The following is a 12,599-nucleotide window of genomic DNA, read 5'->3' as shown; positions in this document are numbered from 1 at the left end:
TTGCCTGCGAGCGCGGCATGAACCGCGCCTAGCGGTCCGCCTTCCTGTCCGCTTTCGCCATTGTCCGCCGCAGACCGTACTTTTCCGGAGTACGGTCACCTCGCATCTCGACGCGCGGCACGCGTGCCTTGGAGACGTGGCAGCCGCTCAGGTGGCCAGATTCCCAAAGGAGCGGCTGAACTGTTGGCCCGACTGGACCACGCTCCGCACACTGCTGAGCCGCTTCCGCTCATACTCGCGCAGGGCCTGTGCCATGGCCTGTCCGCCTACACCGGCCGAGACGGCTGCGGCGACCGCCTCGGCGTCGTGGAGTGAGGCGCTGAATCCCGAGCCCGTCATCGGGGTGGGCACGTGGGCGGCGTCGCCGACGAGGGCGAGGCGGCCGTTGACGAGCCGGTCGGGGACGTACTCGGCGATGGGGGTGCCGATCACGGCACGCCGCTCGATGCAGTCGAGGATGGCCTCGCGCCAGGGCGACGGCCACAGGTCCTCGGCCTTGTCCACGAGCTCGCGGAAGGTCGCCTCCGGTATGTCGGCGGAGGTGAGCGACCGGCGCACGACATTGCCGACGACAGCCCGCGTTTCGCGCAAGAGATCGTTGTGGCTCGCGTCGTACCAGGCCCAGCCGGCCTGGCGGGAGCCCGGGGTGACGGAACCGTCGGGGCCGGGCAGCGGATAGCCGAGGAGATAGTCATCTCCACCGCTGAGGATGTCCACGTCCCGCGGCAGGTGGCGCGAGGACACGAGCGAGGACTCATCGGTGAGACCGAGCCAGATCAGGTAGCCGGCGAACGTCGCGTCGGGCTTGTCGGGTGCGACGGCGGCTCGCACCACGCTTCCGTGGCCGTCCGCTCCGATCACGACATCGCCCCGGAAAGTCTGCTGGTCCGCGGTGATCGCCCACGCCGAATCCGCGTCCTGGCCGACGCTTCGTACGGTCGTGTGGGGGCGAAGCTCGATATGGGGGTCGGCGTCAACGGCCGCTCGGAGCCGGGCGTGGACAGCCGTCCAGCTCTGCACGCCGGAGGCCACCGAACTCAGCGGCGCCGAGCCGTTCTTCGAGTGACGGGATCCCGTGATTCTGCTGAGCAGGCCCTCACTCACCCAACCAAGGGCGGCCCCTCTCCGGGCCCGGGAGACCACCCCCGATCGCTCCAGCATCGTCACGTCCACTCCGGCGTGCGACAGGGCCAGTCCGGCCATCAGACCCGCGAGGGAGGCACCGACGACGACGGCGGTGCCATGGCGTTCGTCCTGGTTCCCGGAGCGGGTCGTGTCGCGCGCTGCTGTGGTCATGCTGTTCTCTCCTTGATCACCGGACTCCTGCCGGTCATGGCTCATCCCCTTGGCGGCCGGGCCCACGGAAGTGGGGTACTGACCATGGAACCGAGGCCGGACACGACGTGGGAGTCTCGGTGGTGAGGGGTACCGGCAGGGACCCCGAGTCGGCATCCCTGAAAACCAAGGGCTCTGATCACGGGGAACTGCCGGATGCTCAGTGCGAGAGCAGCGCGCCGAGGTCGATCGTCCCGGTCTGCAGCTTCGCGTCGTGGGGCTCGTTCAGTCCGCCGTCGGTGATGTACAGCCGCTGCCCTCGCACTGCGGTGGCGGTGGGCGAGGCGAGGCCGTCCGAGGCGGTCAGCACGGTCCTGGTGGTGCCGTCCGGGTAGACGACCGCGATCTGGTTCTGCGTGTTCAGCGCGGCGAACACGACGTTGGAGTGGGCGCTGAGGAAGTTGAAGTCGTCGACGCCGGTGAGGCTGCTGGTGACGGTGTGGATCCGGCCCGGAGCTCCGGTGGCGGTGACGGGGATCCGCAGCAGGGTGCCCTTGCTGAGGTTGGAGACCCACACGGCGCCGTTGTGGAAGCGGAGCCCGTTCGCACCGTACGGCACGGGTGCGGATGCCTTGATCGCGAGGGCGGGGTCGACCAGCCAGGCGGTCACGGGACCGCCGGAGACCGGTACCGCCCAGACGGTGCCCTTCTGGCTGTCGGCGACATACAAGGTGCGCCCGGCCGGATCGATGGCCAGACCGTTGGGGACTCCTCCGACGGGCAGCGCCGAGATGCGGTGGGGGGTGCCGCCGGGCGCGAGCTTCCACACTCCGTTGCGGGAGGCGTCGGAGGACCACACGTTGTAGTAGATGGTGCCGTCGTGGCCGCGGGTGTTGCCGGTGATTCCGTCGCCCTTCTGCCCGGTGACCAGCACCGTGCGCTGCCCGGACGGCGAGATCCGCACCAGCGCCGGACGTTCGCCCGCGGGCGCGCCGACCATCGAGACGGTCAGTGAATTGTCCGGGGCGACGGTGACGTTCTCAGGGACGTCGCCGGTGGCGAAGTCGAATGCGGCCACGGTCCTGACGTGGCTGACGGCGGGCTGCGCATCCGCACACTCGGTCGCGGCGGACGCGTACGGTGCCGAGACGATGACGGCCGCTACTGCTGAGATCGCCGCGAATCCGGACCGCTTCTTGATGGGCAGGGCTTTCGTGATCATTGCGTACTTTCGTGCTTTCGTTCTTGGGCTCGTTGGAAAGGTGCTTCACGGTCCCTAGTCGGGGATCGGGAAGCCGGCGTTCTGCAGGTCGAGCGAGTCGGGGTCGGGGCCGCCGCGTACGCCGGTGTCGAGGGCATCGATCGCGGTCACCTCGTCGGGTGTCAGGGCGAAGTCGAAGACGTCGAGGTTCTCGGCGATGCGGTGCGCCTTGACGGACTTGGGGATCGCGCAGAAGCCGTGGTCGAGGTGCCAGCGCAGCACGACCTGCGCGGGTGTCTTCGCGTACTTGTCGGCCAGGGCGGTGATGACGGGGTCTTCGAGCGGGTTGGTGTCGGCGCCCCGGTAGACGTAGGCGCCGCCGATGGGCGACCACGACTGGGTCAGGATGCCGTGGCTGTCGTTCGCCGCCCGCCACTCGGGCTGCGTGTAGTAGGGGTGCACCTGGATCTGGTTGACGGCCGGGACGATGCCGGTGCGGGAGATGAGCTCCTCGAGCTGCTTGGGTGTCTGGTTCGACACGCCGATCGCGCGGACGCGGCCGTCGGCGAGGAGCTTCTCCGCCGCCTTGTACGCCGCGATCGTCTTCTCGAAGTCGGACGGCAGCGGCTGGTGCAGCAGCCACAGGTCGAGCTGTTCAAGGCCCAGCTTGCGCAGGCTCACGTCGAAGGCCCGCAGCGCGGAGTCGTAGCCGTAGTCGCTGATCCACACCTTGGTCGTCACGAAGATCTCGGAGCGGTCCACATCGGAGCGGGCGATCGCCTCGCCGACCTCCCGCTCGTTGAAGTACGCGGCGGCGGTGTCGATCAGCCGGTAACCGTCGTGCAGCGCGGTCAGGACCGCGTCGGTGGTCTCCTCGGGGGTGCTCTGGTAGACGCCGAGTCCCAGGGCGGGGATCTGTACGCCGTTGTTCAGGGCGATGAGCGGGTTCGTTCCGGTCATGATTCGCTCCTATCGGGTTGGGCGCACGTAGCAGTCCGCACGTGCGGAGGTGAGGGGGCGCGCGGGCTCAGTCGGCTGAGAGCGCGGTCGGCAGTTCGACCTTGGTGAGGTCGGCGCAGTACTCCAGCAGCCGGTCCTGCACCTCGGGTGACTGCGTCGCCGGGTGCGGAGGGCGGGGCTGCCGGTGGTGGAAGTAGCGGCCGGTGACCAGCGCCTCGGCGTCGTCGCTGACGGCCAGCCATGCCTGGGTCACCGGAGCCAGCCGCAGGTCGTCAGTGGCTCCGCTCCCGCCCATCTTCGTGGGGACCCAGCCCGGGTCGACGGCGTTGGAAAGCACCGCGGGCCACTTCCTCGCGATGGCGAACGTGAGCGCGGTGAGGTGGAACTTCGACTCCGAGTACGCCTGGGAGCCCTGCCACGGCCGCGTCGCCCACTGCGGGTCCCGCAGGGTGGCGTCGCCGCTGTGGTGCATGCCGGAACTGAGATAGACGAGCCGTCGGGGCGTGGTGATCAGCGCCGTGAGGAGGTAGGGCGCCAGCACGTTGACCGCGAAGACGTCCGAGAGACCGTCCTCGGTCTCCACCCGGCCTCGCCCGTAGTAGCCGACGCCGGCGTTGTGGATGACCGCGTCGAAGGTGCCCAGGTCGTTGACCTGGGAGGCGACTTCGCGGGTCTGGGCGATGCCGGCGAGGTCCCCGACGGCGACGCCCGCGTTGTCCGGGAGTACGGCGTGTGCGTCGCGGGCCCGGGTGTCGTTGCGTGCGTGGAGCGCCACCGTGTGGCCCTGCCGGGACAGGAGCTGGGCGGCCATCAGGCCGAGGCCGTCGGTGGAACCGGTGATGAAGATGCGAGCCATGAGTCTTTCCTGACGGGTTCGGAACCCCGACCAGTCGTCAGTCCGGGTCGCTGACCCGATTGCTGGTGGTGACCTTGAGGGGCACGTCGAGCAGCGGGAGCAGTTGCTCGACGACCTTCGTCACGTTCGGGTGCTCGGCGTGTTCCGCGACGGCTTCGGCCGAGGCCCAGCCGTCGACGATGTAGAAGGTGTCGGGCTCGTCCGACTGCTGGTACAGGTCGTAGTAGAGGCATCCGGCCTCGGCTCGCGCTGGGCCCACGAGCTCCAGCAGGAGCTCCTCGACCCTGGCGCGGTGGGCTGCCTTGCCGCGTACCTCGCAGATGATGTGGCGTTCTGCCGACTTGGTGGTGCTCATGTGGATTCCTTCGTCAGTTCTGGCCGGCGTAGACGCGGGTCATGCCGCCGTCCACGACGAGGTCGACGCCCGTGATGTAGCGGCTGGTGTCCGAGGCCAGGAAGACGAGGGCGTCGCCGATGTCCTCGGCCGTGCCCACGCGGCCCGCCGGGATCTCCTTGGCGACGCGCTCGACGTAGGCGGCGATGTCTTCGTCGCTCAGCTTCTGTTCGTGGCTGTAGCCCTCGGTGGGCACCACTCCGGGGCTGATCGAGTTGACCCGGATCCCCCGGTCCTTGAGGTCCGTCGTCCAGCTGCGGGCGAGGGAGCGTACGGCCGCCTTCGACGACGCGTAGACGGCGAACCCGGGCAGCCCCATGTCGGCGGTGATCGACGCGTTGAGGACGATGGACGCGCCGTCGCGCAGGACGTCCAGCACGCTCTGCACCGTGAGGATGACGCCCTTGATGTTGATGCCGAGCTCGCTGTCGATCTGCTCCTCGGTCAGCTCGTCGAGGGGCGTGGCGTGTCCGCCACCCGCGTTGGCGAAGAGTATGTCGAGGTGGCCGTGCGCCGCCTTGATCGTTTCGGCGACACGAAGCATGTCGGCCTTGCTGGTGACGTCGGCCTGGATCCCGGTGGCGGACGCGCCGAGCTTCTCCGCGGCGGCGTCGAGCACGTCCTTGCGCCGGCCCGTGATGTAGACCGTGGCGCCCTCTTCGATCAGACGCTTGGCGGCGCCGAAGCCGAGTCCGGTCGTGCCGCCGGTGACCAGGGCGATCCGCCCCTTGAGTGCCTGCGTTTCCATGTGAACCTCTCCTGATGGGTGGGGTCTTCCCGACGAAGCGCTTCGAACGACGCTCGGCGCTTCGTCGGGAAAGGGCCAATGGGGGCCGGTGACTTACCTGTTGATGGTCTTCTGCTGCGCTGCGGTGTACCGCTCGCCCTTGATCTGCACCTGGGCGACGGCCTCTTCCATGCGCTTGAGGTCCTCGGAGGTCAGTTCCACGCTGTCGGCGCCGATGTTCTCTTCGAGGCGGTGCAGCTTCGTCGTGCCCGGGATCGGTGCGATCCACGGCTTCTGTGCCAGCAGCCACGCGATGGCGGTCTGGGCCCGGGTCGCCTGCTTGGCGTCCGCGATCTCGCCCAGCAGCGCGATCAGCGCGAGGTTGGCCTGGCGCGCCTCTTCCTCGAAGCGCGGCAGCACGTTGCGGACGTCGTTGGCCTCGAACTTCGTGTCCTGGCTGATCGCGCCGGTCAGGAACCCCTTGCCGAGCGGGCTGAACGCCACGAAGCCGATGCCCAGTTCCTCCAGCGTCGGCAGGATGACCTCCTCGGGCTCGCGCCACCAGAGCGAGTACTCGCTCTGCAGGGCCGTGACCGGCTGTACCGCGTGGGCCCTGCGGATGACGTCCACACCGGCCTCGGACAGGCCGAAGTGCTTGACCTTGCCCTCCTGGATGAGCTCCTTGACGGCTCCCGCGACCTCCTCGATCGGCACGTCGGGGTCCACCCGGTGCTGGTAGAAGAGGTCGATGCGGTCGGTCTGCAGGCGCTTGAGGGACTGCTCGGCGACGATCCGGATCCGTTCCGGGCGGCTGTCCAGTCCCGCCGTGGGGTTGCCGTCCTTGAACCCGAACTTGGTTGCGATGACGACCTGGTCGCGCACCGGCGCGAGGGCCTCGCCCACCAGCCTTTCGTTCGCTTCCCCGTACCCCTCGGCGGTGTCGAAGAGCGTCACACCGCGCTCGGCGGCGGCCCGGATCAGCTTGATGGCCTCACCCGTGTCTGCCGCCGGGCCGTAGCCGAAGGTCATTCCCATGCAGCCGAGCCCGATCGAGGACACTTCGAGGCCGCTGTTTCCCAGTTCACGCTTCTTCATGGTGGTTCTCCTTTCGAGTGGCCGCGGGCGAGGACGCCCTGGCCGGTGTGGGTCCTGATGGTGGGTGAGGTGTGCCGGGCGCCCGGTCAGGCCGCGTCGTCGTGGGCCAGGTCCCAGCCCAGCTCGCGTGATGCCCCGACCTGTGCCAGCAGCTCTTTGGCCTGTGCCTCTACGGCGGTGATGGCGTCGGCGCCGGCCACGAACCGCACCGGCGGCTCGTCCTGTTCGGCGACCTTCACCAGGGCGGCGGCCAGCTTGGCCGGGTCGCCGGCCTGGCGGCCGTTCATGGACTTCCAGCCCTCGATCTGCGCCGCGGTGCTCTCGGCGTAGTCGTCGACGATCCGCTCCGGCCAGGTGGTGGAGGCGTCCACCAGCAGCTCGGTGCGGAAGAAGCCGGGCTCCACGGTCGTGGTGCGGATCCCGAAGGGGGCCACATCCAGGCGCAGCGCCTCCATCCACCCCTCCACGGCGAACTTGGAGGTGGTGTAGGCGGCACAGAACTCCTGGCCGACCAGCCCGGCCAGCGAGGAAATCGTCATGATGTGCCCGGCGCGCTGCTCGCGCAGGACGGGCAGCACGGCGCGGGTGACGTTCATCGGGCCGAAGACGTTGGTCTCGATCTGCTGCCGCATCTGCTGCGGAGAGACGACCTCGAAGTAGCCGGCGAAGAAGTTGGCGGCATTGTTGACCAGGACGTCGATCCGGCCGAACCGCTCCACGGCCGCGCGGACGGCGGCCTCGGCGGTGTCGGGGTCGGTGAGGTCCAGGGCGGTGGCCAGCAGGTTGTCCGGCCCGCCACCGAGGGCCTTGACGACGTCTTCGGGGCGACGGCCGGTGGCGACCACCCGGTGGCCGGCGGCCAGGGCCTGGCGGGCGATGTCCACGCCCAGCCCGCGGCCGGCACCGGTAATGAAGAAGACCTTGCTCATAGGGGTGTTGCTCCAGACGGAGTTGCAGACGCGTGGGCGCGGGGTCAGCCCGCGTCGGCGCTCTCGACGATGTTCTTCAGCTGGGTGATCGCGGACATCGCGTTGGGCCAGCCGGCATAGAACGCGATGTGGGTGATGGCCTCGACCAGCTCCTCCTTCGTCACCCCGTTCTCCAGGGCCCGGGGCAGGTGGAAGGCGAGCTGGTCGGCGCGGTAGAGGGCGACCAGGGTGGCGACGGTGATCAGGCTGCGGTCCCGCTGGGACAGGCCCTCACCCGCCCACACCTCGCCGAAGAGGACGTCGTCGGTGAGCCGGACCAGTTCGGGGGCGAAGTCGCCGAGCAGCTTCTGCGCGGCACTCTGTCCTTCAGCCATGGCGTTTCATCCTTTGCAAGTGTTTGATCTGTTACGAAACGTAATCAGCCGCGATGGGGGCTGTGATGGATCACCCGGTGGTGTCCCGTACTCAGGCCACGCGGTGGGCCTGAGCCTCGTGCGAGGTCTCCTCGTCCGCCGCAGGCAGGGACACCTGAGGCACGACGGTCCGGGTGGCGCGTATCGCGGCGAGGACGAGCAGGGGAATCAGGCCCAGGCCGGCCATCACCACGCCGACCACCTCCGGTCCGGTCACGCCCAGCGAGGTGTCCAAGGTCGTGCCGGCCAGCCAGGAGACGAGGGCGATTCCCACGTTGAAGGCCGACACTGTCAAGGCAGCGGCAAGGGCGGGCGAGGAGTGTCCGAAGCGCACGGACAGCGGGGTGGCGATCGACGTGATGCCCAGGCCCGTCATGCCCAGGAGCACCACCAGGACGACTGTCGCCACGGGGTTCTTGGACAGCGGGATCAGCAGGAGCAGCACCAGCACCGAGGCGACGGAGGTGGTGATGAACGTGGCCAGCGGCTTGCGGTCGCCGAGGCGCCCGGTGATGTTCGTGCCCAGCAGGGCGCCGACGCCGAAGCCGACCAGGACCAGCGGAACGGCTCCTTCGGAGATGCCGGTCCGCTCGGTGAGCAGCGGAGAGATGTAGCTGTACGCGGCCATGAAGCCGCCCGTGACGAGCGCGGTGGCGGCCAGGACCAGCCACATACGGCCGTGGCGCAGTACGGCGAGCTGGGAGCGGACGGAGGGTGTCACCTCGGGGCGTTCCTCGGCGGGGATGAACCGGCCGATGACCAGGGCGGCTACGACCGCGAGGGCGGCCAGCGCCCAGAACGTGCCACGCCAGCCGATGGCCTGACCGACCCAGGAGCCCAGCGGCACACCGGCCACGATGGCCAGGCTCATGCCGCTCATCATCACGCCCATGGCGCGGGAGGCGGCGGCCGCACCGGCGGCGGAGGTGGCTACGACCGAGGCGATGGAGATGAAGGTGCCGGTGGCCAGCGCGGTGATCACACGGGCCGCGAGCACGATGGTGAAGGAGGAGCTGAGTGCCGCGATCACGTGGCCGACGGCGAAGACGGCCGGCGCCAGGACCAGGGTGGAGCGCCTGGGCAGGCGCAGCGTGGCGATCGAGATCGTGGGCGCGCCCACGATCATGCCGACCGCGAACGCAGTGATCAGCAGGCCGGCCGTGGAGACGCTGACGCCGAGGTCGGAGGACACCTCGGGCAGGAGCGCCGCGATGATGTACTCGCTGGTGATCATCAGGAAGGTGCCGAGGGCGAGGAGCGGGACGACGAACGGCAGCTTGGCGGGCTTTTCTCGGTGAGAGGACATGCGGAGGTAGAGCCTTCGCTGAATGTGGGGGGTGAAACAGGGGGCCGGGGCGCGGGAGCGGCCGGGTGCCGGCGCCGGTTCAGCCGAAGGAGTCGGCCTTGATGCTGTCCGGGTCGGGGCCGCCGCGCAGGCCGGTGTCGAGGGCGTCGACGGCGGCCGTCTCGTCGGCGGTGAGCGCGAAGTCGAAGACGCCGATGTTCTCCGCGATGCGGTGCGGCGTGACGGACTTCGGGATCGCGGACAGGCCGTGCTCGATGTGCCAGCGCAGCACGATCTGCGCGGGGGTCTTGCCGTACTTGGCGGCGATCCGTGTGATGACCGGGTCCTGCAACGGGCTCTTGCCCGCGTGCGGGGCGTCGGGCCAGTACAGGTTCACCGCGCCGAGGGGCGACCACGCCTGGGTGACGATGCCGAGGCCGGCATGCGCCTCGCGCAGTTCGCGCTGGGTGAAGTACGGGTGCAGCTCGACCTGGTTGACCGCCGGCACGACGTCGGTGCGCGCGATGAGGTCGTCGAGACGCTCGGGACCGAAGTTGGAGACGCCGATCGCCCGCACCCGCCTGTCGGCCAGCAGCTTCTCCGCCGCCTTGTACGCGGCGACCGTGGAGTCGAACTCGGACGTGTACGGGAAGTGCAGCAGATACAGGTCCAGGTATTCCAGGCCCAACTTGCCGAGGCTGGTGTCGAAGGCACGCAGGGTCGCGTCGTGGCCGAAGTCGGAGAGCCACAGCTTGGTGGTCACGAAGACCTCGCCGCGGTCGACGCCGGAGGCGACGATGCCCTCGCCGACCTCCTTCTCGTTCCCGTAGACGGCGGCGGTGTCGATCAGCCGGTAGCCGTCCTGGAGCGCGGTCGTGACCGCAGTGGCGGTCTCCTCCGGCGGGCTCTGAAAGACGCCGAGGCCGAGCGCGGGCATCTGCACGCCGTTGTTCAGCGTGATCATCGTGCTCTTGCCAGTCATGGTGGTTCCTTGCATGAGCGGGGACGGACCGATACGGGGCTCGATATCGGCCGGCCCCTGAAGCGGGGCACTGACCATGCAACCGGGAACGGACACGATGAGGGAGTCTCCGCTGTGAGGGGTAATGGCAGGGACCCCCAGCGGTATATGCGCAGGCCACAGCCCCGCCCATGCTGCCGGCGGCAACCAGAGAAGGCGGGGCTGTGGAGGTCGGTTCAGTTCCCGGAGTCCGCCTCGGCGGCCTGGACATCCGCGGCCTCGGCCGTGGCGGACCAACTCGCCAGCAGTTTCAGAGCGTCCTCGGCCGCGGAGCCGGGGGCCGCGTTGTACAACGCCACGACCAGCCCCGAGCCGTCCGGCAGGTTCATCGATTCGAAGTCGAGCTCCAGCTCGCCGACGACCGGATGCCGGAGGCGTTTCGTCCCCTCGTGGAAGACGTGCACGTCGTGGGCGCCCCACATCACACGGAAGGCGTCACTGCGGGTCGACAACTCACCGATCAGGTTCGACAGCTCCCGGTCGTACGGGTTCTTGCCCGCCTCGATCCGCAGCGCGCCCACAGCGCCCCTGGCGATGCGTTCCCAGTCGACGTAGAACCGCCTGGCCGCGGGGCTGAGGAACACGAACCGCACGGTGTTCGCCGCGCAGACCGGATCGGCGTACATCTCCGAGAACAGCGCGCGACCGAGCGGGTTGGCGACCAGAATGTCGAACCGGTGGTTCTTCACGAACGCCGGCATGCCCGGCATCCCGTCCACGATGCGCTGCACGCTGGGCCGCACAGCCGGCCGGGCAGTCCGGCGCCGCACCCGGGCGGGCGTCGTGTTCGCCGCTCGGGCCAGGTCGTACAGGTGCGTGCGCTCCGTGTCATCGAGCCGCAGGGCCTGGGCGAGCGCGTCCAGGACGCCGTCGGAGACACCGCTGAGATTGCCGCGCTCCAGCCGCGTGTAGTACTCGACGCTGACGCCTGCGAGCGTCGCGACCTCGTTCCTGCGCAGCCCGGTCACCCGGCGTTGGCCGTACACGGGCAGACCGGCCTGCTCGGGCGTGATCTTGCCACGGCGAGATTTCAGAAACGCACTGATTTCGGCGCGGTTGTCCATGAGGCCAGGGTAGGTTCGCCGCACATGGACTGAGAGACCCTGTCATTACCCCTCACAGCAGTAACCCCCAACGCACCCCTCCTCCAGCAGCACGAAATCGCAGGTCAGAGCGGTTCGCTGCTGAGCGCTGGCTACACCCCGCCCCGGGAGACCCACTTTCCCCCGGAGCCCTCGCGCGGGGTTCGGGCCACGGTGGGCAGGTTTCCACAGCTTGGAGAGGCGGCGACACCCACGGCCGGAAGCGACGCGCGCTCGGTCCGCAGCAAGCGCAGTTCCTCAATGAGTAGCTCGCCCTCTCGGGGTCGTTTCCGCTTAGGACCGTTTCCCTGACAGCTGGGGACCATCGCCAGGACGGAGCCGTTACCGGCCACGACCCCAGACAATCGACGCATCGAACTTTCTGCCCCGCAGGCTGACGCAAGGCCGGAACGCAGACCCTTCACTGCCTTGCCGAGCACCGATGCACTCACGTCGTCTCACCCGCACCCTGCGCAGATGACCAGCAGGCCGGTGCTCTCGGCACCCCTCGCGATCCCAGCGTCCTGAAGAGGGCTCGATATGGGTGATGACGGGCAGCCGTTGGACAGCGCTGGACAGCGTCCCCGCCGGACCGGTGCCTTGACGAACCTCGCCTTCGTCGGCCACCGGGGCGTCAATCCTTCAACACGCACAACTTGACAGGGAACGGACCTGGTCGGATGACACGACCCACGCCATCCACGAGTCGCAGACCCTGCGCATCGAGCGCGTCCACGAAACCCCCGCCCACGAGACCGCCTGGACCGTAGCCGCCTACGAGACACCCGTCTCCGACCGCAGGTGGGTCCTCACCGCAACCGGCGCCACCCCCGCCCCGGTGCTGCAGGATCTGCTGATCCACCTCGCCGACGGCGAGGGCTGGGACACGGTCATCGGCGCCCCGGTGGACGAGAGGACGGTCACCTCGGCCACCCAGCCGCTCTCCGACGCCGGATGGAAGCACACCGCGGACGGACGATGGATCCGCTGGACGTCCCCCGACGGGGCCGCGGGCGTCCAGTTCGACGCCTTCACCGCACAGCACCCGAATCAGAACCTGGCCACCTGGACCATCTGGGCCGGACCCAGTCCGGACCGGCCCACCTGGGCCATCACCGCGTCCCCGCACACGCCGAGTTCGCTGCTGACGGATCTCTCCGAGACCCTCGCCCACCAGACCGGCACACGCCAGGCCCAGCCGGGCCGCGAGCACCAGACCCGCCTCGCCGCCAGAGTGCCGGCAACTCCGGCGGTCACAGCCGGCCGCCCAGCCAGCCGTTCACGCTGATCACCGACCCACGCGAGCGGGGCAACATAGCGCGGGATCGCCGGTTGGCCTGTCTCTTTTACACATCTCCGAG

Annotated in this window: 13 protein-coding genes and 1 pseudogene; 2 read left to right on the top strand and 12 right to left on the bottom strand. The window is 69.1% G+C overall.

All coding sequences use genetic code 11. The annotated features are described in order from the left end of the window. Window positions 1-147: 147 nt before the first annotated feature. The 12 genes from ACFWXC_RS00070 to ACFWXC_RS00015 all read right to left on the bottom strand — a co-directional run bounded on the left by ACFWXC_RS00070 (window position 148) and on the right by ACFWXC_RS00015 (window position 11,220). Window positions 148-1,296, bottom strand: a complete 1,149-nt coding sequence (locus ACFWXC_RS00070) for an FAD-dependent monooxygenase (RefSeq protein ID WP_384470442.1) — start codon at window positions 1,294-1,296, stop codon at window positions 148-150. Between the two features lie 199 nt (window positions 1,297-1,495). After that, a complete protein-coding gene (locus ACFWXC_RS00065; RefSeq protein WP_384470439.1) occupies window positions 1,496-2,497 on the bottom strand; it encodes an SMP-30/gluconolactonase/LRE family protein in 1,002 nt (333 codons plus the stop codon). Window positions 2,498-2,551: 54 nt separating this feature from the next. Then, a complete protein-coding gene (locus ACFWXC_RS00060) occupies window positions 2,552-3,436 on the bottom strand; it encodes an aldo/keto reductase (protein WP_384470436.1) in 885 nt (294 codons plus the stop codon). A gap of 67 nt (window positions 3,437-3,503) precedes the next feature. Then, a complete protein-coding gene (locus tag ACFWXC_RS00055) occupies window positions 3,504-4,292 on the bottom strand; it encodes an SDR family NAD(P)-dependent oxidoreductase (RefSeq protein WP_384470433.1) in 789 nt (262 codons plus the stop codon). Window positions 4,293-4,329: 37 nt separating this feature from the next. Further along, entirely contained in the window at window positions 4,330-4,647 is a 318-nt protein-coding gene (locus ACFWXC_RS00050; RefSeq protein ID WP_384470430.1) for a putative quinol monooxygenase, read from the bottom strand. Window positions 4,648-4,660: 13 nt separating this feature from the next. Beyond that, window positions 4,661-5,434, bottom strand: a complete 774-nt coding sequence (locus ACFWXC_RS00045; RefSeq protein WP_384470427.1) for an SDR family NAD(P)-dependent oxidoreductase — start codon at window positions 5,432-5,434, stop codon at window positions 4,661-4,663. A gap of 93 nt (window positions 5,435-5,527) precedes the next feature. Then, window positions 5,528-6,508 carry an aldo/keto reductase gene (locus tag ACFWXC_RS00040; protein WP_384470424.1) on the bottom strand — a complete coding sequence of 327 codons (981 nt, stop codon included), beginning with the start codon at window positions 6,506-6,508 and terminating at the stop codon, window positions 5,528-5,530. A gap of 86 nt (window positions 6,509-6,594) precedes the next feature. Next, window positions 6,595-7,437: an SDR family NAD(P)-dependent oxidoreductase gene (locus ACFWXC_RS00035; protein WP_384470421.1), complete on the bottom strand. Its 843-nt coding sequence runs from the start codon at window positions 7,435-7,437 to the stop codon at window positions 6,595-6,597. A gap of 44 nt (window positions 7,438-7,481) precedes the next feature. After that, window positions 7,482-7,811 carry a carboxymuconolactone decarboxylase family protein gene (locus tag ACFWXC_RS00030; RefSeq protein WP_384470418.1) on the bottom strand — a complete coding sequence of 110 codons (330 nt, stop codon included), beginning with the start codon at window positions 7,809-7,811 and terminating at the stop codon, window positions 7,482-7,484. A gap of 91 nt (window positions 7,812-7,902) precedes the next feature. Beyond that, the gene (locus ACFWXC_RS00025) at window positions 7,903-9,156 is read right to left on the bottom strand and encodes an MFS transporter (protein ID WP_384470415.1); all 1,254 of its coding nucleotides are present in this window, start codon (window positions 9,154-9,156) and stop codon (window positions 7,903-7,905) included. 79 nt (window positions 9,157-9,235) lie between these two features. Continuing rightward, window positions 9,236-10,117, bottom strand: a complete 882-nt coding sequence (locus ACFWXC_RS00020; RefSeq protein WP_384470412.1) for an aldo/keto reductase — start codon at window positions 10,115-10,117, stop codon at window positions 9,236-9,238. Window positions 10,118-10,332: 215 nt separating this feature from the next. Then, window positions 10,333-11,220, bottom strand: a complete 888-nt coding sequence (locus tag ACFWXC_RS00015; protein ID WP_384470409.1) for a helix-turn-helix transcriptional regulator — start codon at window positions 11,218-11,220, stop codon at window positions 10,333-10,335. Window positions 11,221-11,875: 655 nt separating this feature from the next. On the opposite strand from ACFWXC_RS00015, the pseudogene ACFWXC_RS00010 reads away from it, so the two are divergent. Further along, window positions 11,876-12,061, top strand: a pseudogene (locus ACFWXC_RS00010) (DUF317 domain-containing protein); the annotation flags it as partial. 15 nt (window positions 12,062-12,076) lie between these two features. Next, window positions 12,077-12,526, top strand: a complete 450-nt coding sequence (locus tag ACFWXC_RS00005; protein ID WP_384470406.1) for a DUF317 domain-containing protein — start codon at window positions 12,077-12,079, stop codon at window positions 12,524-12,526. Window positions 12,527-12,599: the final 73 nt, after the last annotated feature.

This window comes from Streptomyces sp. NPDC058683 (genome assembly GCF_042716195.1).
Classification (GTDB): Bacteria; Actinomycetota; Actinomycetes; order Streptomycetales; family Streptomycetaceae; genus Streptomyces.
The sequence above is the reverse complement of the archived record's forward strand: the minus strand, read 5'-3'. Positions and strand labels throughout refer to the sequence as shown.